Source organism: Streptomyces sp. H27-H5, from assembly GCF_026627505.1.
Classification (GTDB): Bacteria; Actinomycetota; Actinomycetes; order Streptomycetales; family Streptomycetaceae; genus Streptomyces.
On record NZ_JAPNLK010000061.1, the window covers coordinates 1 to 22483 of the forward strand.

Sequence of the window (22483 nt, forward strand, 5' to 3'; positions counted from 1 at the left end):
GTCGGTGCCGGGGTGGGGTGTCGTCCTGGACTGTGTGATTTAGGCGCCCTGGGTTGGGTTGCTCTGTCGGGCGGTGGTCACGCGCCACACATCCCACTTCTACGTCCCGGCCAACACCCCACCCCGCCCCCGCCCCCGACCAACAGTCCGACCCCGGTGAGTGAATCCAGACTTGCCGGCCGGTCCGGCCATTCCAGCCTCGCCGGCGTTCGAGGCGCGGGGTACGGGGCGGAGCCCCGAAAGCACGGCGGAGCCGGGGGCGCTTCGCGCGACGGTGGCGCGGGCCTCCGTCCATCTCAGCCCCGCCGGCGTTTGAGGCGCCGGGCCCGGTGGTGGGGTCGTGGCGGCCGCGTTGCGAGGGCGTGAAATCCGGCCATGGTTTTCGGCCGGGGCCCGGGGTGGGTCGGGGGGTTCCCGGTGGGGGGAACCGGCAGGTCAGGGCCGCTGGGCGGGGTTTCCGCGGCGGGTGGGGGCGGGGGTTCCGGTGGGGGTTGACCCCGGCCGGGGGCGCTGACAGGCTCCGAGCCATGTCCGCGATCGAGCACCTCGCCCCGCGGCTCCACACCCCCGGCCGCTGTACCGCGCCGGGCGAGTGTCAGGGCCGCTTCCCGGCCCCGCGCCGCGCCTGAGCGCCGCTCCGGGGTCCTGTGACCCCTCGGTCCGCTGAGGCCGCTTCCGCCCCGCCCCGTCCCGTGTGCGTGCCGTTGCCGCGCATCACGACCCGTTCGCGTAACGGCATTTCTTCCCCTGCGGAAATAGATCTCTGACCCGGGAGTTCCCATGACCACTGTCACCGCTGTCTCCGTCGACAAGATCGGCGGCCGCATCGGCGCCGAGATCGGCGGCGTCCGCCTCGGCGGCGACCTGCCCGCCGAGACCGTCGCCGAGATCCGTGCCGCCCTCCTCGCCCACAAGGTCGTCTTCTTCCGCGGCCAAGACCACCTCGACGAGGCCGGACACGAGGCGTTCGCCCAGCTGCTCGGCGCGCCGGTCGCCCACCCGACCGTGCCCTCCGCCGACGGCCGGTACGCCCTCGGCATCGACTCCGACCACGGCGCCCGCGCCAACCAGTGGCACACCGACGTCACCTTCGTCCCCGCCTACCCCGCCTTCTCCATCCTCCGCGCCGTCACCATCCCCCCGTACGGCGGCAACACGCTGTGGGCCAACACCGCCACCGCTTATGCGGGCCTCCCGGAGCCGCTGCGGGTCCTGGCCGACGGCCTGCGCGCCGTGCACTCCAACGAGTACGACTACGCGGCCCTTCGGCCCGACGCGCTCCCCGAGGCCCTGGCCCAGTACCGCGAGGTGTTCACCTCCACCACGTTCCTCACCGAGCACCCGGTGGTCCGCGTCCACCCCGAGACCGGCGAACGGACCCTGCTGCTCGGCAACTTCGTGCAGCGGATCACCGGCCTCACCGGCCGGGACTCCCGCGTCCTCCAGGACCTGTTCCAGGCGCACATCGAGAGCCCCGAGAACACCGTCCGTTGGCAGTGGCGCGCCGGCGACGTCGCGATCTGGGACAACCGCGCCACCCAGCACTACGGCGTGGACGACTCCGACGACCACGAGCGCACCCTGCGCCGCGTCACCGTCGATGGCGACGTGCCCGTCGGCCCCGACGGACGCCCGTCCCGCCTGATCAGCCCGGAGGCCGTGCCCGACCCGGAGTTCGGCATCGCCTCCGGCGCCTCCTCCGCCTCCGCCTGAGCCGACCCCGCCGCACAAGGAGAGCCACCGTGCCCAAGCTGCTCGCCATCACCGGCAGCCCCTCTGTCCACTCCCGTACCGCCGTGGTCGTCGACCAGGTGCTGCGCCGCCTGTCCCACTCCGGGTACGAGACCGCGCATCTCGCCGTGCGGGAACTGCCCGCCGCCGACCTGCTCTCCGCCCGCCGGGGTGAGCCCGAGATCCGCCGCGCGGTGGAGGCCGTGGCCGAGGCGGACGGCCTGATCATCGCCACGCCGATCTACAAGGCCTCGTACACCGGCCTGCTCAAGGCCTTCCTCGACCTGCTCCCGCAGGACGGCCTGGCCGGCAAGACGGTCCTGCCGATCGCCACCGGCGGCAGCCTCGCCCACGTCCTGACCATCGACTACGCCCTGCGCCCGGTCCTCTCCGCGCTCGGCGCCCGGCACGTCACCGCCGGCCGCTTCGTCCTGGACTCCGCCGTCGAGCGCGGAGACGGCCCGGACCGGCTCCGGCCCGAGGCGGAGCTGGACTTGTACCAGGCCGTCGACGAGTTCGCCGACGCGCTGCGCATCGCCCCCGCGGGCGCCCTCACCACCGCTCACTGACCCCGTACGCACCGACAAGGATCCGTCATGCCCGCAGCCTTCGCCCCGTCCTCCACCTCCCGACGCCAGTTCCTCACCCTGCTCGGCATCTCGGCGGCCGCGGTGAGCTGCGGCACGGCCACCGCCACCGGCGGCTCCGGCAAGCAGGTCACGTCCCTCAAGTACCAGGGCTCGGTGGGCGCGGTCACGCTCCCCGAACTGGCCGCCGATCTCGGATACCTGGGGAACCTCACCCTGGACTGGGTCGGCAACACCATCAGCGGCCCCCAGGACATCCAGTCCGCGGCCACCGGCCAGACCCACTTCGGCGGCGCCTTCAACGGCGCGATCGTCAAACTCGCCGCGAGCAAGGCGCAGATCCAGGCCGTCATCTCCTACTACGGCTCCGACAAGGACACCTACCTCGGCTACTGCGTCCTGGAGGACAGCCCGATCCGGTCGGCCCGCGACCTGATCGGCAAGAAGGTCGGCATGAACACCCTGGGCGCCCACGCCCAGGCCCTGCTCCACATCTACCTGGAGCGCAACGGCCTCTCCAAGGCCGACGCAGGCAAGGTCGAGTCCCTCGTCGTCCCGCCCGTCAACACCGAACAGGCCCTGCGCCAGAAGCAGATCGAGGTCGGCGTCCTCAGCGGGGTGCTGCGCGACAAGGCCCTCGCGGCCGGCGGGATACGCCCGCTGTTCAAGGACTTCGAGCTGCTGGGGGCGTTCAGCGCCGGCAGTTACGTGATGACCCGGCGCTTCATCAAGGAGAACCCCGACACCGTCAAGACGTTCACCACCGGCGTCGGCAAGGCCATCGAGTGGTCGCGCACCACCCCGCGCGAGCAGGTCATCGCGCGGCTGACCGACATCGTGAAGAAGCGCGGCCGCAACGAGGACACCTCGACCCTGCGCTACTGGCGCTCGTACGGGGTCGCCGAACCGGGCGGCCGGATCGCCGACAAGGAGTTCCAGCTCTGGATCGACTGGCTCGGCGAGCGCGGCGAGATCAAGAAAGGGCAGCTCAAGGCCGCCGACCTCTACACCAACGAGTTCAACGGGAACGGGAAGGGCTGACCGACTGCCATGGCGAAGATCGTGTTCGACTCCGTGACGAAGACCTTCCCGACGAAGGACAGGAAGAACAGGAGGAACAAGCAGGAGTTCACCGCCCTCGACGGCATCGACCTGGAGATCGAGGCGGGCGAGTTCGTGGTCGTCGTCGGCCCCAGCGGTTGCGGCAAGTCCACCCTGCTCGACCTCCTCGGCGGCCTGACCCGCCCCACCTCCGGCCGGATCCTGCTCGACGGCGAACCCGTCACCGGCCCCGGGCTCGACCGGGGCATCGTCTTCCAGCAGTACGCGCTGCTGCCCTGGCGCACCGCACTGGGCAACATCGAGTTCGGCCTGGAGGCGACCGGCGTCCCGCGCCGCCAACGGACCGCGAGAGCAAGGGAGTTCTTGGACCTCGTCGGGCTCACCGGCTTCGAGGACCGGCACCCCCACGAACTGTCCGGGGGCATGCGCCAGCGCGTCGCCATCGCCCGCTCGCTCGCCTACGACCCCGACGTGCTGCTGATGGACGAGCCGTTCGCGGCCCTGGACGCGCAGACCCGCGAATCCCTCCAGGACGAACTGCGGCGCATCTGGCAGCGCACCGGCAAGACGATCGTGTTCATCACCCACGGCATCGAAGAGGCCGTGTACCTGGGGCAGAAGGTCGCCGTGATCACCTCGCGCCCCGGCCGCGTCAAGGAGGTCGTCCGGGTCGACCTCGGCGACCGTGCCACCGGCGCCACGGGCGAGGACCTGCGCTCCAGCCCGGAGTTCGCCCGTCATCGCCACGAGATCTGGACCCTGCTCCACGACGAGGTGGCCCGCGCTCAGCAACTGGAGAAGGAGGAGGCCGCCGTATGACCACCGGAACCGACATCACCGCCGCAGCCCTGGCCGGCCTGGCACCCCCGCCGGAGACCGAGGACCCGGCCCGGCCCGCGGGAGCGCCGACCACCGGGGCGCCCGCGCAGCCTGCGCCGCCCGCCGACGCGCCGGCCCCCGGGACCGCCGGGACGCCCGCCGCCGATACGGAGCCGGTCGCGGCGAAGGTCCCCGTACGGAGTCCGGGGCGCGGCCTGTTCGCCGCCGTCGGGCGCGGGCTGGGGGCGGCCGTGCTGCGCTCGGCCGCCATCCTCGCCCTGCTCGCCCTGTGGGAGACGGCGCCCCGGCTCGGCCTGGTCGACGCCACGTTCCTGCCGCCGGTCAGCGAGGTCGCCACGGCCTGGTGGGAGCTGCTGGGGGACGGGCAGCTCGCCGAACACACCGGGGCCAGCCTGGTCCGCTCCTTCGGCGGCTTCGGCATCGCGGCCGTGGTCGCGGTACCGCTCGGCCTGCTCATCGGCTGGTACCGGCCGGTCGCGGCGCTGCTCGGGCCGCTGCTGGAGGTCTTCCGCAACACGGCGGCGCTGGCGCTGCTGCCGGTGTTCGTGCTGCTGCTGGGCATCGGGGAGACCTCGAAGGTGTCCATCGTGGTCTACGCGTGCGTCTGGCCGATCCTGCTCAACACGATCAGCGCGGTCGGCAACGCCGATCCGACCCTGGTGAAGCTGGCCCGCTCGATGGACCTGTCCACGCCGAGACTCTTCCAGAAGGTGATCCTGCCGTCGTCGGTGCCGGCGATCTTCACCGGGATCCGGCTGGCGGGAGCGGTGTCGATCCTCGTGCTCGTGGCCGCCGAGATGATCGGCGCCAAGGCGGGACTGGGCTACCTGATCAACGCCTCGCAGTTCAACTTCGCGATCCCCCAGATGTACGCGGGCATCGTCACCATCTCCGCGATCGGGCTGGCGTTCAACCAGCTGCTCGTCACGATCGAACGCCGCCTCAGCCTCTGGCGCGTACCCGCCTGACACCGGCGCCCCGCGGAGCCGCCCGGGGCCGCCGCCCCGCGCGGCCCGCACGCCCTTCCCACCCGGCGGTGCCCCGCGCGCGCCGACCCGAACCGAGGAACCGACATGACCGCTCCCCGCACCCTGCACCTCAACGCCTTCCTCATGAACGCCGGGCACCACGACGCCGCCTGGCGCCACCCGGACAGCAGCCCCGAACGGGTCACCGACCTGCGCTACTTCCAGGAGCTGGCGCGCACCGCCGAACGCGGACGGCTCGACTCGATCTTCTTCGCCGACGGCCTGGCCCTGTGGGGCAAGGCCCGCTACAACGCCCTCGGCGGCTTCGAGCCACTGACCCTGCTCTCGGCCATCGCCGCCGTCACCGAGCACATCGGGCTCATCGCGACCGTCTCCACGACCTTCAACGAGCCGTTCCACACGGCCCGCAAGTTCGCGTCGCTCGACCACATCAGCAACGGTCGCGCCGGCTGGAACATCGTCACCTCCGGCACTGTCGACGAGGCCCGCAACTTCAACCAGGACGAGCACCTGGCCCACAACCTGCGCTACGAGCGGGCCCGCGAGTTCCTGGACGTCGCCGGCAAGCTCTGGGACAGCTGGGAGGACGACGCGATCGTCCTCGACAAGGAGCGCGGCGTCTACGCGGACACCGACAAGCTGCACCCGGCCGCCCACCGGGGCGAGTACTTCGGTGTCGCCGGCCCGCTCAACGTGCCCCGCTCACCGCAGGGACACCCGCTCCTCGTGCAGGCGGGTTCCTCCGAGGACGGCAAGGAGTTCGCCGCGCAGTACGCCGAGGCGGTCTTCACCGCGCAGCAGACCCTCGCCGACGGCCAGACCTTCTACAAGGACCTCAAGTCCCGACTGGCCCGTTACGGCCGCGCCGAGAGCGACCTGCTCGTCCTGCCCGGCATCGCCCCCGTCATCGGCTCCACCGAAGCCGAGGCCAAGGCGCTGGAACAGCAGCTCACCGACCTTCAGGTCCCCGAGTACGGGCTGGCCCAGCTCTCCGGGATGCTCGGCGTCGACCTCTCCGACCACCCCCTCGACGGCCCGCTGCCCGAGCTGCCCGAGGAGCGGGACATCAACGGCAACAAGAGCCGGTTCACGCTCGTCGCCGAACTCGCCCGGCGGGACGGGCTGACGGTGCGCCAGTTGATCGCCCGGCTCGGCGCGGGACGCGGCCACCGGGTCTACGCCGGCACGCCCGAGCAGATCGCCGACCAGCTCCAGGAGTGGTTCACGCAGGGCGCCGCGGACGGCTTCAACATCATGGCGCCGGTGCTGCCGACGGGCCTGACCGCGTTCGTGGACCACGTCGTGCCGATCCTCCAGAAGCGCGGTCTCTTCCGTACCGAGTACACCGGCACCACCCTCCGCGAGAACTACGGCCTCGCCCGCCCGGCCAACCGTCACCTCGCGCCGACGGCCTGAGCAGGCACGCCGCCCGGGTCCGACGGCCCGGGCGGCGTGAGCGGCCGGCGTCAGACGGTCAGGACGATCTTGCCCCGGGTCTTGCCGGAGGCGCTCAGTTCCGAGGCTCGGGCGGCCTCGGCCGGCGGCAGGGCGTGGGCCACGTCGACGGCCGGCGGCTCAGGCGGGCAGGGTGTTGCGGTGGGAGCGCCGCCGGGCCCCGCTGAGCAGGGCCTGGATCTGCGCCCCCGACTGTTCGACGTCGTCCAAGGGGGAGGGGAAGGGCAGCCGCGCGTCACGGTGACCGTTCGCCTCCTCCAGCCGCAGGGTGATGCCGTACCGGTCCAGGGCCAGCGGCAGCGCGCGCACCACGGCGGCCGCGGGCGCCGGGCGGACCAGCCGCAGCAGCAGGGTGACCAGTTCGGGGTGGTCGTCGAGCAGGTGGGTGAGCATGCCGGCCTCGTACGGGGCGAGCGGGTCGGGCCAGGCCTGGTCCAGCTCCTCCAGCCCGATGTACGAGGTCCCCTCGGCCGTCTCCAGGATCGCCTGGCCGTACTCCACGCAGGTGCTCTCGGCGCTGTTCTCGGTGTACGGGGTGAGCAGGTGCCCGATGACGGTGACCCGGGCGCGCACCCGGTCCCGTACCGGGGTCGGGGCGATGTCGGTGAACTCCAGCCGGATGACCGGCCGGTCCTCGCCGAGGGCGGCGGCCCCCTGGCCGGCGGCGGGCGCGGCGGGGTGCAGGTGCAGCCGACCGAGCAGGTCTTCGCCCTCCATCTGGTGGACCTCGCTGCGCAGTCCGTCCGTCACCACGGTCATGGAGTGGGCGGCGGCCAGGATCGACCGGACCCGCTCGGCGTCGGTGGGCGCGGCGGCGGGCGTGGCAGGGGCACCGGGCATGCGCATGCGGATCTCTCCATCGTCCGAAAGTTAGGTATGCCTAACCTAACCCATCCCTCTCCCGAGGAGTACCTCACGCCCCGGTCGACCCGGAGGCTCGGCGATTTGTTCGGGTGAAGATTCGGGTCCCGCGACGGCGCGACCCGACGCCCGCCGTGTCGGTGTTGGGCTGAACGGGTGAAACGCGAGAGGATGGCCCGATGCACATGAAGCGCACGGCCGAGGCGGCCCGGTGAGCAGGTACGACGTCACGGACGAACAGTGGGAGGGACTCGCGCAGGTGGTCCCCCTGCGCAGTCGCAACGAGTGGCCCTCCCGCGTGGACCACCGCACGATTCCCACGGCTCCCGGGGCGTCGGCGGCGGAACAGCGGCGCTTCGTCGTGATCCGGGTCCAGATCTTCGCGGACGCGCGGGAGGTGGCGGAGTATCTGATCGCGCAGATCCCGGTGCTGTTGGACCTCACGGGCGCGGACACCGAGGTGGCCAAGCGGATCCTCGACTTCAGCAGCGGCGTCGTCTTCGGACTCGGCAGCGGAATGCACCGGGTCGACCGGAACGTCTTCCTGCTCGCGCCGGTCGGCACCGAGGTCGAGGGCATCGCCGCGGCGGCCGTCCCCCGATCGTAGGAAGGTCCGCGCGACGGAACGGTTCGCCGGGACCGAGGGGTTCCCGGCGGCCGTACCGTCCCGCGCATGGAAGCCACTGCGGGCACGAGGTTGGCCGAAGCCCCTGCCGTCGACGCCTTCGTCACCGACGCCCCCGTCGCCGGGGCCCTCGCCCGGGACAGCCCCGGGGTTCCCGCCCCCGCGCGGCCTGTCGCGCACCAGCGGCCCGCCGTCACCGAGTTGCGGCTGTCCGCCTTCGGCCCGCACCGCGCGGCCGTCTTCCCGCTCGGCCCCGTCACCCTGTTCGCCGGACCCAGCGGCAGCGGCAAGTCCCAGGCACTGGACGCCTATGAGGCGCTGGCCGCCCTCGCCTCCGGGGCGACCCTGGAATCCGTGTTCCCGGACCCTTCCGCCCGGGTGCCCGAACGGGCCGTGCCCGACGCGCAACGCCGACGCGGATTCCGCATCGGCTGCACCGTCGACGGACCCGCCGGACCGGTCCGGCTCGACCTCGCCGTCCAGGCCGAACCCACGCTCCGCGTCGTCGGCGAACGGCTCGCGCAGGACGGACAGATCCTGCTCGGCACCGCCCTGCGCGACCCCGGCCGACACACCGTGCAGGCGAGTTGGCTGACCGGCGGCTCCGTCGGCATGACCCGCGCCCCATTGCCGGACGACCGCCTCGGAACCGCCCTGCTGCCGCTGCGCGTCGCCGGATCCACCGCCGGGCAGCGGCGCGTCCTGGCCGCCGCCGAACAGGTGGTGGTCGCGCTGCGCTCGGTGTTCCCCTGCGACCCGCGCCCGGAGCGGATGCGGGCCGCCGTCCCGCCCGGCGCCGGGCGGCTCGCCGGCGACTGCGCGAACCTGGCCGACGTCCTGCGCCGCACCCGTCACGAATGCGGCACCCGCCACGCCCTCCTGACCGAGGCGGCGCGCACCGGCTGCGCGGGTCCGGTGGCCGGGCTGACCGTACGGGACCTGCCGGACGGCTCCGTCGCCGCGCTGCTGGACCGGGGTCCCGATCGGCCCGGTACCGGCCTCGACCGCCTCGGCTCGGGCGAACTGCGCTTCCTCGCCCTGGCGCTCGTCCTGCTGACCGGACCCGGGGTACTGGCCATGGACCCGGCCGCCGAACTCTTGTCCGCGCGGCAGGCCCTGACCGTGCTCGCCGACGACCTCGACCGCGGCATGGACCGGCGGCAGGGCGCCGAACTGCTGCGGCTCGCCCAGCTCTGCTGCGCGCGCGGCCAGGTCAGGCTGGTGGCCTCCGTCGGGGAGGGGTGCGCGGGAACCGCGCGCGGACTCCCCGGCGTCTCGGTGGTAGACCTGGTCCCATGAGTGACACGCAACCCCGGGACGAGCGCCTGTACCTGCTCCAGCGACGGCTCGCCGAGTTCGCGGCGGCCCGGGACTGGGCCCCCTACCACACGCCCAAGAACCTGGCCGTGGCCTTGAGCGTGGAGGCGTCCGAACTGGTCGAGATCTTCCAGTGGTTGACGCCGGAGCAGTCGGCGAGGGTCATGGAGAAGCCGGAAAGCGCGCACCGTGTGGCCGATGAGGTGGCCGACGTGCTCGCGTATCTGCTGCAATTCTGTGAGGTCCTCGGGGTGGATGTGCTGGACGCGCTCGCGGCGAAGATCGAGAGGAACGAGCTCCGTTTCCCGGCACCGGGCGGTTCGAGCCACAATCGTCACTCTTCGGAGTGATGGCGTCGTCCACAACCATGTTTGTGTCCATAGATTTCCGAATACCCCTGGCTTTACTGGCTCGTTGCCTTCACTCTGGGTAGTGGAGAACGGTGGGATGTCGTGCGGACGGGGGACGGCATATGGATGCGGTACGGCTCATCGCGGCCGGCCGGCACGCGCTGGCACAGAGTGGGGCTGCGTGGGACATCGTGGGCGAGGCCTGGCAGGCCCAGGCGCTCGCCCAGGGGATAGGGAGCTGGCTGGCGGTCACCGGGCCGCCGGAGCTCAGAGCGGAGTCACGGGGACTGGGAGAAGCGGGTGGCAGAGGCTGCGGAGTGCTCGACCGCGCGGCACTGCGGGGCGAGGGCAGCACGCCCGAGCTGCCGCCGAGAGCGGCGCAACTGGCCGGGGTGGCGGATGTCCGGCAGGCGCTCCTGGGGCTCCAGGCGCTGCTCGGCGAAGTCGGCATAGCACTGGTCGGGGTGGCCTGCGGCACGGACGACGAGGGCCTGTACTGGCAGTGCATCGAGTCCATCGACGCGGCCGACGAGTCGAGCGACCGGGTGCGGGCGATACTGCGCAAGATGTCCGTCCGGGAGCGGGGCTCCGCCTCGGGCGTGTCCTGAGCGACGACCCTCCGACGGCGGTGAGCCGGCGGGGTGCCGGGCGGGGTGCCGGCGGTGCTCCCCGGGCGGATGGCCGGTCGGCGGGGCTGGTCGGTGCGCCGGTGTGAGCGGTGTGGGGCGCCGTCGTGCGTCGGGACCCGCTCGGGCGCTATGACCGGTACGAGGCGCCGGCGCGCGGGCCGGGCGGTCCGGGTGGTCCGGCTCCGTCCGGGCCAACGATCCCCGTACGGGCCGGTCACTGGCGGGGTCGGGGTGGACCGTCCGGTTGACGGAGATTCACCCGGGCGGCGCGGGAGGGGCAGGATAGGAGCATGGACCTCCGCATTTTCACCGAGCCCCAGCAGGGCGCGAGCTACGACACCCTGCTGACCGTCGCCAAGGCCACCGAGGACCTCGGCTTCGACGCGTTCTTCCGTTCCGACCACTATCTGCGGATGGGGTCGGCCGACGGTCTGCCCGGTCCCACCGACGCCTGGATCACCCTCGCCGGCCTGGCCCGGGAGACCCGGCGGATCCGGCTGGGCACCCTCATGACGGCCGGGACCTTCCGGCTGCCCGGGGTCCTCGCCATCCAGGTGGCCCAGGTCGACCAGATGTCCGGCGGCCGGGTCGAACTCGGCCTGGGGGCGGGCTGGTTCGAGGACGAGCACAAGGCGTACGGAATCCCCTTCCCGGCCGAGCGGATGGCCCGGCTGGAGGAACAGCTGGCCATCGTCACCGGCCTGTGGGCCACCAAGCCCGGCGCCACCTTCGACTACCGGGGGACCCACTACCAGGTGGAGAACTCCCCGGCACTGCCCAAGCCGGCCCAGGCCAAGGTGCCCGTCCTCATCGGCGGCCACGGGGCAAAGCGCACGCCGCGTCTCGCGGCCCGGTACGCGGACGAGTTCAACATGCCGTTCGCGTCGATCGCCGACAGCGAGCGGCAGTTCGGTCGGGTCCGGGACGCCGCCGAGCAGGCGGGCCGCGCCCCCGGGGAACTCGTCTACTCCAACGCCCTCGTGGTCTGCGTGGGCAAGGACGACGCCGAGGTGGCCCGCCGGGCCGCGGCGATCGGCCGCGAGGTGGACGAGCTGAAGGCCAACGGGCTGGCCGGTTCCCCGGCCGAGGTCGTCGAGAAGATCGGCACGTACGGGGCCATCGGCGCCTCCCGGATCTACCTCCAGCTGCTGGACCTCGACGACCTGGACCACCTGGAGCTGATCTCCGCCCAGGTGCTGTCCCAGCTCGGCTGAGGGGGAGGAACCGATGCCCCGCGCCCGCGGCCCGCTCGCCGAAGCCCTGGCCCGCGCCACCGTGCTCCTGGACGGCGGGCTGAGCAACCAGCTCGCCGCCCAGGGCTGCGACCTGTCCGGCGGCCTCTGGACGGGCCGGGTGCTCGCCGAGCGGCCGGACCTGATCGAGGCCGCCCACACGGCCTACGCGCGGGCCGGCGCCGAGGTGCTGATCACCGCGAGCTACCAGGTCGGGTACGAGGCCTTCGCCGCCCGGGGGTACGGGCGGGACCGGACCACGGAGCTGCTGGGGCGCAGCGTGCGGCTGGCCGCGGCCGCCGCCGAAGCCGCCGAGCAGGACGTCTGGGTGGCCGCGAGCGTCGGCCCGTACGGTGCGGTGCTCGCGGACGGCTCCGAGTACCGGGGCCGCTACGGCCTGGGGGTGCGCGAACTGGTCGACTTCCACCGGCCGCGCATCGAGGCGCTGTTGGCGGCGGAACCGGACGTGCTCGCCCTGGAGACCGTCCCGGACGCCGTCGAGGCCGAGGCGCTGCTCACGGTCGTGGCGGAGACGGGCGCCCCCGCCTGGCTGAGCTACACGCCGGCCGACGGCCGGACCCGGGCCGGGCAGCCGCTCGCCGAGGCCTTCGCCCTGGCCGCCGGGACACCCGGGATCATCGCCGTCGGGGTCAACTGCTGCGACCCGCGGGACGTCCTTCCGTCCCTGCGGGCCGCGGCGGAGGCCACCGGGAAACCCCTCGTGGCCTACCCGAACGACGGCTCCGTGTGGCAGGCCGACACCGACACCTGGCAGGCGCCGGCCACGCCGTCCCCCTGGCCCGTGGAGGACTGGCGCGCCGCCGGCGCCCGACTCGTCGGAGGCTGCTGCCGCATCGGCCCGGCCGGGATCGCGACCCTGGCCGGGCGCCTGCGGGAGGGGTAGGACGCAACAGACCCGGAGGGCCCCCGCCCGGAGGGCTACTCGCAGGCGATGCCGTCGCCGTCGCGGTCGAGGTGACGGCCGTAGCCGGGGTCGCCCCGCCGGATGGGGTCGGCGCCGGCGGCCCGCACGGCGGTGCAGTTGCGGTAGTAGACGTCTTCACCGCCGGTCGAGGAGCCGCCATCGGTCGAGGAGCCGCCGCCGGTCGAGGAGCCGCCGCCGGTCGAGGAGCCGCCGGTCGTGGTCGACGATCCGCCACCCGTCGAGGAGGAGCCGCCGCCGGTCGAGGAGCCCGAACTCGACGCGGAGCCCGTGTCGTTCGAGTCGTCGGCGGGCTGAGTGGGGGTTGGCTTGGGCTTCGGCTTCGGGTGGAGCACGGCGCCGACCGACGCCGGGCAGGCGGTTCCCGGGGCGACGAGGTGGACGTCGGTACCGGGCGTGTTCGCGGCGAGTCGCGTGCCCGCCCCCAGGCCCTGGAAGCAGACGAGCCAGGTGGTGTGGTCCGCCGGGAGGGGGACGTCCGCGTAGGCGCTCCGGGCGGTCAACTCGCCCTTGATCAGGGCCTCGACTGCCTTCTCCGCCGTGGCGAACGGCTTGCCGACGACCGCCGGCATCACGGGCTCCGCGCTCGGGGTGGGCGTGGGGCTCGGGCTCGCCGAGGGGGTGGCGGCGGGGGAGGTCGTGGCGACGGCGGCGGCCTTCGGCTTCGCGTCGTCGACGGGCTCCTTCGGCGGGTCCGACAGCAGGATGATCAGGAACCACACACCGGACAGGACGGTGGCGACGATCTTCTGTGTTCGGTTCCAGCGGCTCGTCCAGGCGAGGACGATGCCCGCCGGGGGCAGCAGGACCAGGGCGCCGATGATCAGCGCGGGGTGCTGCCACCACCGTCTGACGGGGTGGGCGGGCGCGTAGGCGTGGGGTGGCGGGTACACGGGTCTCCCGGGATGCACGAGGTGGAATGGCGTTCAAAGAAGTGACAATGCCAAAACCTGCCGCCCGGTGGAGGGGGAATGCGGCGGAAGGCGGACGGAGCAGGGAGAGGGGGGCTTCCCCTGACCGGAATTCCGTTGTCCGGGAAGCCGCGATCCGCACATACTCGAGCGCATGTTCCTGACGATCTCCACGACCGGCACCGCCGCACGTCCCGCCACCGACCTGGGCTTTCTGCTGCACAAGCATCCCGGGAAGGCGCAGGCGTTCTCGACCTCCCACGGCACCGCGCACGTCTTCTACCCCGTGGCGTCGGACGAGGAGTGCACGGCGGCGCTGCTGCTGGAAGTGGACCCCGTCGCGCTCGTGCGCCGCGGGCAGGGCAAGGGCCGGGGCGGAGCACCGGACGCGGCCCTCGCGCAGTACGTCAACGACCGTCCGTACGCGGCGTCTTCGCTGCTGGCCGTCGCACTCAGCGGGGTTTTCCGCAGCGCCCTCAAGGGACAGTGCTTCGTCCGCCCGGAGCTGCCGGAGCAGACCCGACCGCTGCGGATCGAGATCCCGGCGCTGCCCGCCCGCGGCGGGGAGGAGCTGGTGCGCCGGCTGTTCGGCCCGCTGGGGTGGGAGTCCGTCGGCGTGACGCGCGTACCGCTCGACGAACGGTTCCCCGAGTGGGGCGACTCCCGGTACGTACGACTCGTGCTGGAAGGCGAGTTGCGGCTGTCCGACGCGTTGCGTCAGCTGTACGTCCTGCTGCCCGTGCTCGACGACGCCAAGCACTACTGGGTGGCGCCGGACGAGGTGGACAAGCTGCTGCGCGCCGGTGACGGCTGGCTCGCCGGCCACCCCGAGAACGGACTCATCACCGCCCGCTACCTCGCCCGCCACAAGCGGCTCACCCAGGACGCCCTCGAACGCCTGGAGCTGGTCCGCCTCGCCGAGGTGGACGGCAGCGAGGTCGAGGAGATCGACAACGCCGTGGACGAGACGAAGGACACCGAGGAGCGTCCGGTGCCGCTCGCGGTGCGACGCCGCGAGGCGATCCTCGGCGCGCTGCGCGTCGCCGGCGCGGCCCGCGTCCTCGACCTGGGCTGCGGCCAGGGGCAGTTGCTGCAGGCCCTGCTCAAGGACGTGTCCTTCACGGAGGTCGTCGGCGTGGACGTGTCCATGCGGGCGCTCGGCACCGCCGTCAAGCGGCTGCGACCGGAGCGGATGGGGGAGCGGCAGGGTTCCCGCCTCACCCTCCTCCAGGGTTCCCTGGCGTACACCGACAAGCGGTTGGCGGGCTACGACGCGGCCGTCCTCAGCGAGGTCATCGAGCACGTGGACCTGCCCCGGCTGTCCGCGCTGGAGTACACGGTCTTCGGGGCGGCCCGCCCGCGCACGGTCCTGGTGACCACTCCGAACGTCGAGTACAACGTCCGCTGGGAGTCCCTGCCCGCCGGGCACGTCCGGCACGGCGACCACCGCTTCGAATGGACCCGGGAGGAGTTCCGCGCCTGGGCGGACCGGGTCGCCGCACGACACGGCTACTCCGTCACCCACGCGCCCGTCGGGGACGAGGACCCGGAGGTCGGGCCGCCGACCCAGATGGCCGTCTTCAGCCGCGCGGACGCCGCCGCGGCCGACGCGCCGCACACCCACACCCACACCCACACCCACACCGGCACCCCGAAGGAGGGCGAGGCAGCATGACCACCGAGGACGGCACCACCACCGCCGGCGAAGACGACACCACCGAAGACCACGACACCACCGACCGGGGGCGCGTGCTCCCCGTCACCGACCTGTCCCTCGTCGTGCTCATCGGCGCCACCGGATCGGGCAAGTCCACCTTCGCCCGCAGGCACTTCAAGTCGACCGAGGTGATCTCCTCCGACTTCTGCCGGGGCCTGGTCGCCGACGACGAGAACGACCAGAGCGCGAGCAAGGACGCCTTCGACGTCCTGCACCACATCGCCGGCAAGCGGCTCGCCGCCGGCCGTCTCACCGTCGTCGACGCGACCAGCGTGCAGCAGGAGTCCCGCCGACAGCTGGTCAGACTGGCCCGCGAGCACGACGTGCTGCCCATCGCCATCGTCCTCGACCTGCCCGAGGAGGTCTGCGCGGCACGCAACGCCACCCGGCCCGACCGGGCCGGGATGCCGCGCCAGGTCATCCAGCGGCACCGGCGCGAACTGCGCCGTTCGCTGCGCGGACTGGAGCGCGAGGGGTTCCGCAAGGTCCACGTCCTGCGCACCGTCGAGGAGGTCGAGACGGCCGAGGTGGTGCTGGAGAAGCGCTTCAACGACCTCACCCACCTCAGCGGCCCCTTCGACATCATCGGCGATGTCCACGGCTGCGCCTCGGAGCTGGAGACCCTGCTCGCCACGCTCGGCTACGAGGACGGGGTCCACCCCGAGGGCCGCACCGCCGTCTTCGTCGGCGACCTCGTCGACCGGGGCCCGGACAGCCCCGGCGTCCTGCGCCGCGTGATGGGCATGGTCGGCTCGGGCAACGCCCTGTGCGTGCCGGGGAACCACGAGAACAAGCTGGGCCGCCACCTCAGGGGATCCGACGTCCGGCGGACCCACGGCCTGGCCGAGACCATCGAACAGCTCGCCCGCGAGCCGGAGGAGTTCGTCCGGGAGGTACGGACGTTCATCGACGGTCTCGTCAGCCACTACGTGCTCGACGGCGGCAGGCTGGTGGTCTGCCACGCCGGGCTGCCGGAGAAGTACCACGGCCGCACCTCCGGCCGGGTCCGTTCGCACGCCCTGTACGGCGAGACCACCGGCGAGACCGACGAGTTCGGCCTGCCCGTGCGCTACCCGTGGGCGGAGGACTACCGGGGCAAGGCCGTCGTGGTCTACGGCCACACCCCGGTCCCCAACACGTCCTGGATCAACAACACCATCTGTCTCGACACCGGCGCGGTCTTCGGCGGGAAGATGACCGCCCTGCGCTGGCCCGAGCGCGAACTGGTCGACGTACCGGCCGAGAAGGTCTGGTACGAGCCGGTCAAGCCGCTCGTCGCCGAGACCCCGGGCGGACACGACGGACGTCCGCTCGACCTGAACGACGTCATCGGCCGCCGGATCGTCGAGACCCGGCACCTGGGCAACGTCAACGTCCGCGAGGAGAACGCGGCGGCGGCCCTGGAGGTCATGAGCCGCTTCGCGGTGGACCCGCGGCTGCTCCCGTACCTACCGCCCACGATGGCGCCCACGGCCACCTCGCGGCAGGAGGGCTACCTGGAACACCCCGCCGAGGCCTTCGCGCAGTACCGCGAGGACGGCATCGAGCGGGTGGTGTGCGAGGAGAAACACATGGGCTCCCGCGCCACCGTCCTGGTGTGCCGGGACGCCGAAACCGCCCGCGAGCGGTTCGGGGTGGACGGCCCCACGGGCTCCGTCCACACCCGCACCGGGCGCCCCTTCTTCCACGACCCGGAGGTCACCGAGGAGGTGCTCACCCGGATCCGCCGGGCGCTCACCGACGCCGGGACGTGGGAGGAGCTGGACACCGACTGGCTGCTCCTCGACGGGGAACTGCTGCCCTGGTCGCTGAAGTCCACCGGCCTGCTGCGCAACCAGTACGCCGCCGTGGGCGCCGCCTCCAGCGCCGTGTTCCCCGACGCCCTCGCCGCCCTGGAGGCGGCCGGGGCCCGGGGCGTGGACACCGCCGCGTTGACCGCCCGCCAGCGCGAACGGGCCGGCGACGCGGCCCTGTTCACCGACGCCTACCGGCGCTACTGCTGGAGCACCGACGGGCTGGACGGCGTACGGTTCGCGCCGTTCCAGATCCTGGCGGCCGCCGGGCGCTCGCTGGCCGCGGTGCCGCACGACGAGCAGCTGGCCCTCCTGGACCGGCTCGTCGCCGCCGACGAGGCGGCCGGCACCGGGCTGTTGCGCCGCACGGGCCGGATCGTGGTCGACACCGGCGACCAGGCCTCCGTGCGGGCGGGCACCGACTGGTGGCTGGAACTCACCGCCGCCGGCGGCGAGGGGATGGTCGTCAAACCGCTCGTGGCGTACGCCAGGGACGGCAAGGGGCGCCTGGTCCAGCCGGGGGTGAAGGTGCGCGGGCGCGAGTACCTGCGGATCATCTACGGTCCGGAGTACACGCGGCCGGACAACCTGGAGCGGCTGCGCGGGCGGTTCCTCGGCCACAAGCGCTCGCTCGCCCTGCGCGAGTACGCCCTGGGACTGGAGGCGTTGGACCGGCTGGCGGCCGGTGAGCCGTTGTGGCGGGTGCACGAGGCGGTGTTCTCCGTCCTCGCGTTGGAGTCGGAGCCGGTCGACCCGCGGCTGTGACCCCGCGCGGGCCGAGCCACCCGCACGGCGCGTAAAGCAAGGGCCCCCGTACGGCCTCGAATTAGGTCGTATGGGGGAACTTTCGCGGAGAACTCCGGGAAAACCACCGGCGGGATCGTTCATCCAGGGCAGCGGAACGTCCGCGACCCCGAAAGGACGGAACCCCTCCTATGAAGATGACCGCGCGCGGAAGCATTGCGGCGCTCATGACCTGTATGGCGGCGGCCGGCGCGGCCACCCCGGCCCTGGCCGACGCGGTACCCGTCGCCGTCCCGCTTGAGGCCGTCGAGACCACGCTGGGCGTGGACACCCCGCGTGTGGCCACCGGTGTTCCGGTGCCGGTCGTCGGCGCCCCCGAGGCCCCGCGCCACCACACGGGAGACCTGCTTCCGACCCCACTGCTCCCGGTGGTCCCGATCGGCACCGACCTCGGTCACACCCTCGTCACCTCCCCGGTGCCGAACCTGGCGGGCAGTCCCGAGACCGACGGCGAGGGTTCGGTGGAGGCCCCCTCGACGACCCTGCTCGCCAAGAGCCCCGGCGCGGTGATCGGCGCCCCGCTGGGCATGCCGGACGGGAGCAACTACGGGATCCCGCGCCTCACCACCCCGAAGCTGGGCCTGACCGCCCCCGAGCTCACCGGTGCCCCGGCGGCGCTTCTCGGCCTGCGCTGAGGGCTTCTCGGCCTGCGCCGAGGCCGCTGAGCCGACGCCAGGTCAAAAAGCGGCCCGGTCTGGGAATGTGTACGGCATGGGATTCCATGTCGACTCCGAGACCGGGCGGCTTCGCCGCGTCATCCTCCACCGGCCCGACCTGGAGCTGAAGAGGCTCACACCAAGCAACAAGGACGCCCTGCTCTTCGACGACGTCCTGTGGGTGCGGCGCGCCCGCCAGGAACACGACGGCTTCGCGGACGTGTTGCGCGACCGGGGCGTCGCGGTCCACCTCTTCGGCGACCTGCTCCGGGAGGCCCTCGACATCCCGGAGGCGAGACACCTCGTCCTCGACCGGGTCTTCGACGAGAAGGAGTACGGGCCGCTGGCCACCGACCACCTGCGGTCGGTCTTCGACGGGCTCTCCGCGCACGCGCTCGCCGAGGCGCTGGTCGGCGGGATGACCAAGCGGGAGTTCCTGGACGCGCACGCCGAGCCGGTGTCGGTCCGCTTCCACGCGATGGAGCTGGACGACTTCCTGCTGGGACCGCTGCCCAACCACCTGTTCACCCGCGACACCTCCGCCTGGATCTACGACGGGGTGTCCATCAACGCCATGCGCTGGCCGGCCCGGCAGCGCGAGACCGTCCACTTCGAGGCGATCTACAAGCACCACCCGCTCTTCACCTCCTCCGGCGCGTTCCACTACTGGTCGCAGGGGCAGGCCGACTATCCGTCGACGATCGAGGGCGGCGACGTCCTGGTCATCGGCAACGGCGCCGTGCTGATCGGGATGAGCGAGCGCACCACCCCGCAGGCCGTGGAGATGCTGGCGCGCGGACTGTTCGCCGCCGGGTCGGCGACCACCATCGTGGCGCTGGACATGCCCAAGCGGCGGGCCTTCATGCACCTGGACACGGTGATGACGATGGTGGCCGCAGATACGTTCACTCAGTACGCGGGACTGGGCATGCTGCGCTCCTACACGATCGAGCCGGGATCCGAGGCGAGCGAACTCAAGGTGACCGACCACCCGCCGGAGCACATGCACCGGGCCATCGCGGCGGCGCTCGGACTGGACTCGATCAAGGTGCTGACCGCCACCCAGGACGTGCACTCGGCGGAGCGGGAGCAGTGGGACGACGGCTGCAACGTGCTGGCGGTGGAGCCGGGGGTCGTGGTCGCGTACGAGCGCAACGTCACCACCAACACCCATCTGCGTCGGGAGGGCATCGAGGTGATCGAGATCCCGGGCAGTGAACTCGGGCGGGGCCGGGGCGGCCCGCGCTGCATGAGCTGTCCGGTGGAGCGGGACCCGGTCTGACGTCGGCCGGAGGGCGCCGGCGGGCGGTGACCGAACCGGGAACGGGGGCTGTATATCAATGCGGAGGATCGTATAGACTTCCAGCATCCCCTGTCAGTGTCACCCTGGAGCGTCCCCATGGCCACCGATCTCGTCGGCCGCAGTTTCCTCAAGGAGCTCGACTTCACCGCCGCCGAGTTCCGCGGCCTGATCGAGCTCGCCGCCGCCCTCAAGGCCGCCAAGCGGGCCGGGACCGAGCAGCGCCTGCTCCAGGGGCGCAACATCGCGCTGATCTTCGAGAAGACCTCCACCCGCACCCGCTGCGCCTTCGAGGTCGCCGCCGCCGACCAGGGCGCCCACACCACCTACCTGGACCCCACCGGATCCCAGATGGGGCACAAGGAGTCCGTCAAGGACACCGCCCGGGTGCTGGGTCGGATGTTCGACGGCATCGAGTACCGGGGCGACAGCCAGGAGATCGTCGAGGAGCTCGCCGCGTACTCCGGCGTGCCCGTCTTCAACGGTCTCACCGACGACTGGCACCCCACCCAGATGCTGGCCGACGTGCTCACCATGACCGAGCACTGCGCCAAGCCGCCGGAGCGGATCACCTTCGCCTACCTCGGCGACGCCCGCTTCAACATGGGCAACTCCTACCTGGTGACCGGCGCGCTGCTGGGCATGGACGTGCGGATCGTCGCGCCCCGCGCCTACTGGCCCGCCGAGTCCGTGGTGGCCGCGGCCCGCGACCTCGCGGAGCGCAGCGGGGCCCGGATCACCCTCACCGAGGAGATCGCCGAGGGCGTGGCGCAGGCCGATTTCGTCGTGACCGACATCTGGGTGTCCATGGGCGAGCCCAAGGAGGTCTGGGACGAGCGGATCGCGGCCCTGTCCCCGTACGCCGTGACCATGGACGTGCTGCGCGCCACCGGCAACCCGGACGTGCGGTTCCTGCACTGCCTGCCGGCCTTCCACGACCTCGGGACGGCGGTGGCGCGGGAGATCCACGAGCGGCACGGGCTGGAGTACCTGGAGGTGACGGACGAGGTGTTCGAGTCCGAGCACTCGCTGGTCTTCGACGAGGCCGAGAATCGGCTGCACACCATCAAGGCCGTGCTGGTCGCGACGCTGGCCGACCCCGGAGCGGTTCTCTCCGCATAGTCATGCGGGTCGCGGGTCGCGGGTCGCCGGTCTCGGGGCCCGAGGCGCGCGGCTCCGGTCGGGTACCTCCAAGGCGGCCGCGCCGCCTCGTCACGCGTGCCGGCGCGCGGGCAGCGTGAACCACACCGCCTTGCCGTGCTCGGTGGGCCGGTGGCCGCAGGCGGAACTCAGCGTCCGGATCAAGAGCAGGCCCCGGCCGTGCTCCTGCCAGGGGTCGGGGTGCGCGTCGTCCCGGCGGGTCGCGAGATCGCCCGGCGGCCGGGGGTCGCCGTCGTGCACCTCGACCTGGCAGCCGTTCGCCAGCAGCTCCACGACCAGTTCGATGGGGGCCCGGCCCGCGGTGTGCTCGACGGCGTTGGCGACCAGTTCGGCGGTCAGCAGTTCCGCGGTGTCGCTGTCGGCGGCCGGTTCGATGTCGGCCAGGGCGGTACGGACCAGGGCGCGCGCGATGGGCACGGCGGCGGCCGTGTGCGGCAGGGCGATCCGCCAGGCGGATGGGTCGGGCAAGGCGGGGCCGTCCTTATCCAGGGGGAGGCGGGCCGGGGGTGGGTAACTCCCGGTTTCAACGATACGAACCCGAAGTGTGGCCCTGTAGGGCACCCCGCCCGAAACGTGGGGGACCAGCGCCCCGGGCGGCGGGGACCTTCGGCGCGGGGGGTGTCGACACACGCGCGTCGGGTGTCGCGTTTCTGTGACGGGAGTCACGGACCGGTGATACCGTCGGTCGGGTGAGCCCCTTCCTCGGTTCCACCTCAGCGACCGAACGGTGGCGCCACCTCCGGGTGACCCGGCAGGACGGCGTGGCCACCGTCACCCTCGACCGACCGGACAAGCTGAACGCGCTCACCTTCGGCGCCTACGCCGACCTGCGCGATCTGCTCGCCGAACTGTCCCGTGAGCGCTCCGTGCGCGCCCTCGTGCTGGGCGGCGAGGGGCGCGGCTTCTGCTCCGGCGGAGACGTGGACGAGATCATCGGCGCCACCCTCGCCATGGACACCGCCCAGCTCCTCGACTTCAACCGGATGACCGGCCAGGTGGTCCGGGCCCTGCGCGAATGTCCGTTCCCGGTGATCGCCGCCGTCCACGGGGTGGCCGCCGGGGCGGGGGCCGTCCTCGCGCTCGCCTCCGACTTCCGCATCGCCGACCCCACCGCCCGCTTCGCCTTCCTCTTCACCCGCGTCGGCCTCTCCGGCGGCGACATGGGCGCCGCCTACCTGCTGCCCCGGGTCGTGGGCCTCGGGCACGCCACCCGGCTGCTGATGCTCGGAGAGCCCGTACGGGCCCCCGAGGCCGAGCGGATCGGCCTGCTCAGCGAGATGACCGAGGAGGGCAAGGCCCACACCCGGGCCGCCGAACTCGCCGCCCACCTCGCGGCCGGACCGGCCCTGGCCTACGCCCAGACCAAGGCGCTGCTGACCGCCGAACTCGACATGCCGCTGGCCGCCTCGGTCGAGCTGGACGCCAACACCCAGGCACTCCTGATGAACGGCGAGGACTACGCGGAGTTCCACGCCGCCTTCACCGGCAGGCGCCCCCCGCAGTGGAAGGGCAGGTAGCCC

Annotated in this window: 21 protein-coding genes; 18 read left to right on the forward strand and 3 right to left on the reverse strand. The window is 72.6% G+C overall.

All coding sequences use genetic code 11. The annotated features are described in order from the left end of the window. Positions 1-780: 780 nt before the first annotated feature. The 6 genes from OTB19_RS27080 to OTB19_RS27105 all read left to right on the forward strand — a co-directional run bounded on the left by OTB19_RS27080 (position 781) and on the right by OTB19_RS27105 (position 6625). Positions 781-1713: a TauD/TfdA dioxygenase family protein gene (locus tag OTB19_RS27080; RefSeq protein ID WP_267801116.1), complete on the forward strand. Its 933-nt coding sequence runs from the start codon at positions 781-783 to the stop codon at positions 1711-1713. Between the two features lie 29 nt (positions 1714-1742). Further along, on the forward strand, positions 1743-2300 hold the full coding sequence (gene ssuE / locus OTB19_RS27085) for an NADPH-dependent FMN reductase (protein WP_267801117.1): 558 nt from the start codon (positions 1743-1745) through the stop codon (positions 2298-2300). A 27-nt stretch (positions 2301-2327) separates the two neighbouring features. Beyond that, entirely contained in the window at positions 2328-3359 is a 1032-nt protein-coding gene (locus OTB19_RS27090; RefSeq protein ID WP_267801118.1) for an ABC transporter substrate-binding protein, read from the forward strand. 9 nt (positions 3360-3368) lie between these two features. Next, positions 3369-4199 (forward strand): ABC transporter ATP-binding protein, encoded by an 831-nt coding sequence (locus OTB19_RS27095; RefSeq protein ID WP_267801119.1) that lies wholly within the window; start codon positions 3369-3371, stop codon positions 4197-4199. After that, positions 4196-5188 (forward strand): ABC transporter permease, encoded by a 993-nt coding sequence (locus OTB19_RS27100; protein ID WP_267801120.1) that lies wholly within the window; start codon positions 4196-4198, stop codon positions 5186-5188. The genes OTB19_RS27095 and OTB19_RS27100 overlap by 4 nt, the downstream gene beginning before the upstream one ends. A gap of 105 nt (positions 5189-5293) precedes the next feature. Next, complete coding sequence (locus OTB19_RS27105) at positions 5294-6625, forward strand: LLM class flavin-dependent oxidoreductase (protein ID WP_267801121.1); 1332 nt, start codon at positions 5294-5296, stop codon at positions 6623-6625. A 159-nt stretch (positions 6626-6784) separates the two neighbouring features. Here OTB19_RS27105 and OTB19_RS27110 read toward each other — a convergent pair whose 3' ends face one another. Further along, the gene (locus OTB19_RS27110) at positions 6785-7510 is read right to left on the reverse strand and encodes a DUF2470 domain-containing protein (protein ID WP_267801122.1); all 726 of its coding nucleotides are present in this window, start codon (positions 7508-7510) and stop codon (positions 6785-6787) included. A 226-nt stretch (positions 7511-7736) separates the two neighbouring features. Between OTB19_RS27110 and OTB19_RS27115 the strand changes: the two genes are divergently transcribed. From OTB19_RS27115 to mmuM, 6 genes are all read left to right on the forward strand, one after another. Then, positions 7737-8132 (forward strand): cell division protein SepF, encoded by a 396-nt coding sequence (locus OTB19_RS27115; protein ID WP_053684615.1) that lies wholly within the window; start codon positions 7737-7739, stop codon positions 8130-8132. Between the two features lie 66 nt (positions 8133-8198). Beyond that, positions 8199-9449: an AAA family ATPase gene (locus OTB19_RS27120; protein WP_267801123.1), complete on the forward strand. Its 1251-nt coding sequence runs from the start codon at positions 8199-8201 to the stop codon at positions 9447-9449. Further along, complete coding sequence (locus tag OTB19_RS27125; RefSeq protein ID WP_267801124.1) at positions 9446-9817, forward strand: nucleotide pyrophosphohydrolase; 372 nt, start codon at positions 9446-9448, stop codon at positions 9815-9817. Before OTB19_RS27120 ends, OTB19_RS27125 begins: the two co-directional genes overlap by 4 nt. Before the next feature lie 122 nt (positions 9818-9939). Next, the gene (locus OTB19_RS27130) at positions 9940-10425 is read left to right on the forward strand and encodes a DUF6099 family protein (RefSeq protein ID WP_267801125.1); all 486 of its coding nucleotides are present in this window, start codon (positions 9940-9942) and stop codon (positions 10423-10425) included. A 311-nt stretch (positions 10426-10736) separates the two neighbouring features. Further along, complete coding sequence (locus tag OTB19_RS27135; RefSeq protein WP_267801126.1) at positions 10737-11660, forward strand: LLM class F420-dependent oxidoreductase; 924 nt, start codon at positions 10737-10739, stop codon at positions 11658-11660. A 13-nt stretch (positions 11661-11673) separates the two neighbouring features. Next, positions 11674-12582 carry a homocysteine S-methyltransferase gene (gene mmuM, locus OTB19_RS27140; RefSeq protein WP_267801127.1) on the forward strand — a complete coding sequence of 303 codons (909 nt, stop codon included), beginning with the start codon at positions 11674-11676 and terminating at the stop codon, positions 12580-12582. Positions 12583-12617: 35 nt separating this feature from the next. On the opposite strand, the gene OTB19_RS27145 is transcribed toward mmuM, so the two are convergent. Next, positions 12618-13514, reverse strand: coding sequence for an excalibur calcium-binding domain-containing protein (locus OTB19_RS27145; RefSeq protein ID WP_267801128.1), 897 nt, complete (start codon positions 13512-13514; stop codon positions 12618-12620). Between the two features lie 172 nt (positions 13515-13686). Between OTB19_RS27145 and OTB19_RS27150 the strand changes: the two genes are divergently transcribed. From OTB19_RS27150 to argF, 5 genes are all read left to right on the forward strand, one after another. Then, positions 13687-15207: a 3' terminal RNA ribose 2'-O-methyltransferase Hen1 gene (locus OTB19_RS27150; RefSeq protein ID WP_267801129.1), complete on the forward strand. Its 1521-nt coding sequence runs from the start codon at positions 13687-13689 to the stop codon at positions 15205-15207. Beyond that, positions 15204-17807 carry a polynucleotide kinase-phosphatase gene (locus OTB19_RS27155; protein WP_267801130.1) on the forward strand — a complete coding sequence of 868 codons (2604 nt, stop codon included), beginning with the start codon at positions 15204-15206 and terminating at the stop codon, positions 17805-17807. Before OTB19_RS27150 ends, OTB19_RS27155 begins: the two co-directional genes overlap by 4 nt. Before the next feature lie 170 nt (positions 17808-17977). Next, positions 17978-18481, forward strand: a complete 504-nt coding sequence (locus tag OTB19_RS27160) for a hypothetical protein (protein WP_267801131.1) — start codon at positions 17978-17980, stop codon at positions 18479-18481. Between the two features lie 76 nt (positions 18482-18557). Next, a complete protein-coding gene (locus OTB19_RS27165; RefSeq protein ID WP_267801132.1) occupies positions 18558-19784 on the forward strand; it encodes an arginine deiminase in 1227 nt (408 codons plus the stop codon). A gap of 117 nt (positions 19785-19901) precedes the next feature. Beyond that, positions 19902-20924 (forward strand): ornithine carbamoyltransferase, encoded by a 1023-nt coding sequence (gene argF / locus OTB19_RS27170; protein ID WP_267801133.1) that lies wholly within the window; start codon positions 19902-19904, stop codon positions 20922-20924. Between the two features lie 90 nt (positions 20925-21014). Here argF and OTB19_RS27175 read toward each other — a convergent pair whose 3' ends face one another. Then, the gene (locus tag OTB19_RS27175; protein ID WP_267801134.1) at positions 21015-21431 is read right to left on the reverse strand and encodes an ATP-binding protein; all 417 of its coding nucleotides are present in this window, start codon (positions 21429-21431) and stop codon (positions 21015-21017) included. 221 nt (positions 21432-21652) lie between these two features. On the opposite strand from OTB19_RS27175, the gene OTB19_RS27180 reads away from it, so the two are divergent. Further along, on the forward strand, positions 21653-22480 hold the full coding sequence (locus tag OTB19_RS27180) for an enoyl-CoA hydratase family protein (RefSeq protein ID WP_267801135.1): 828 nt from the start codon (positions 21653-21655) through the stop codon (positions 22478-22480). Positions 22481-22483: the final 3 nt, after the last annotated feature.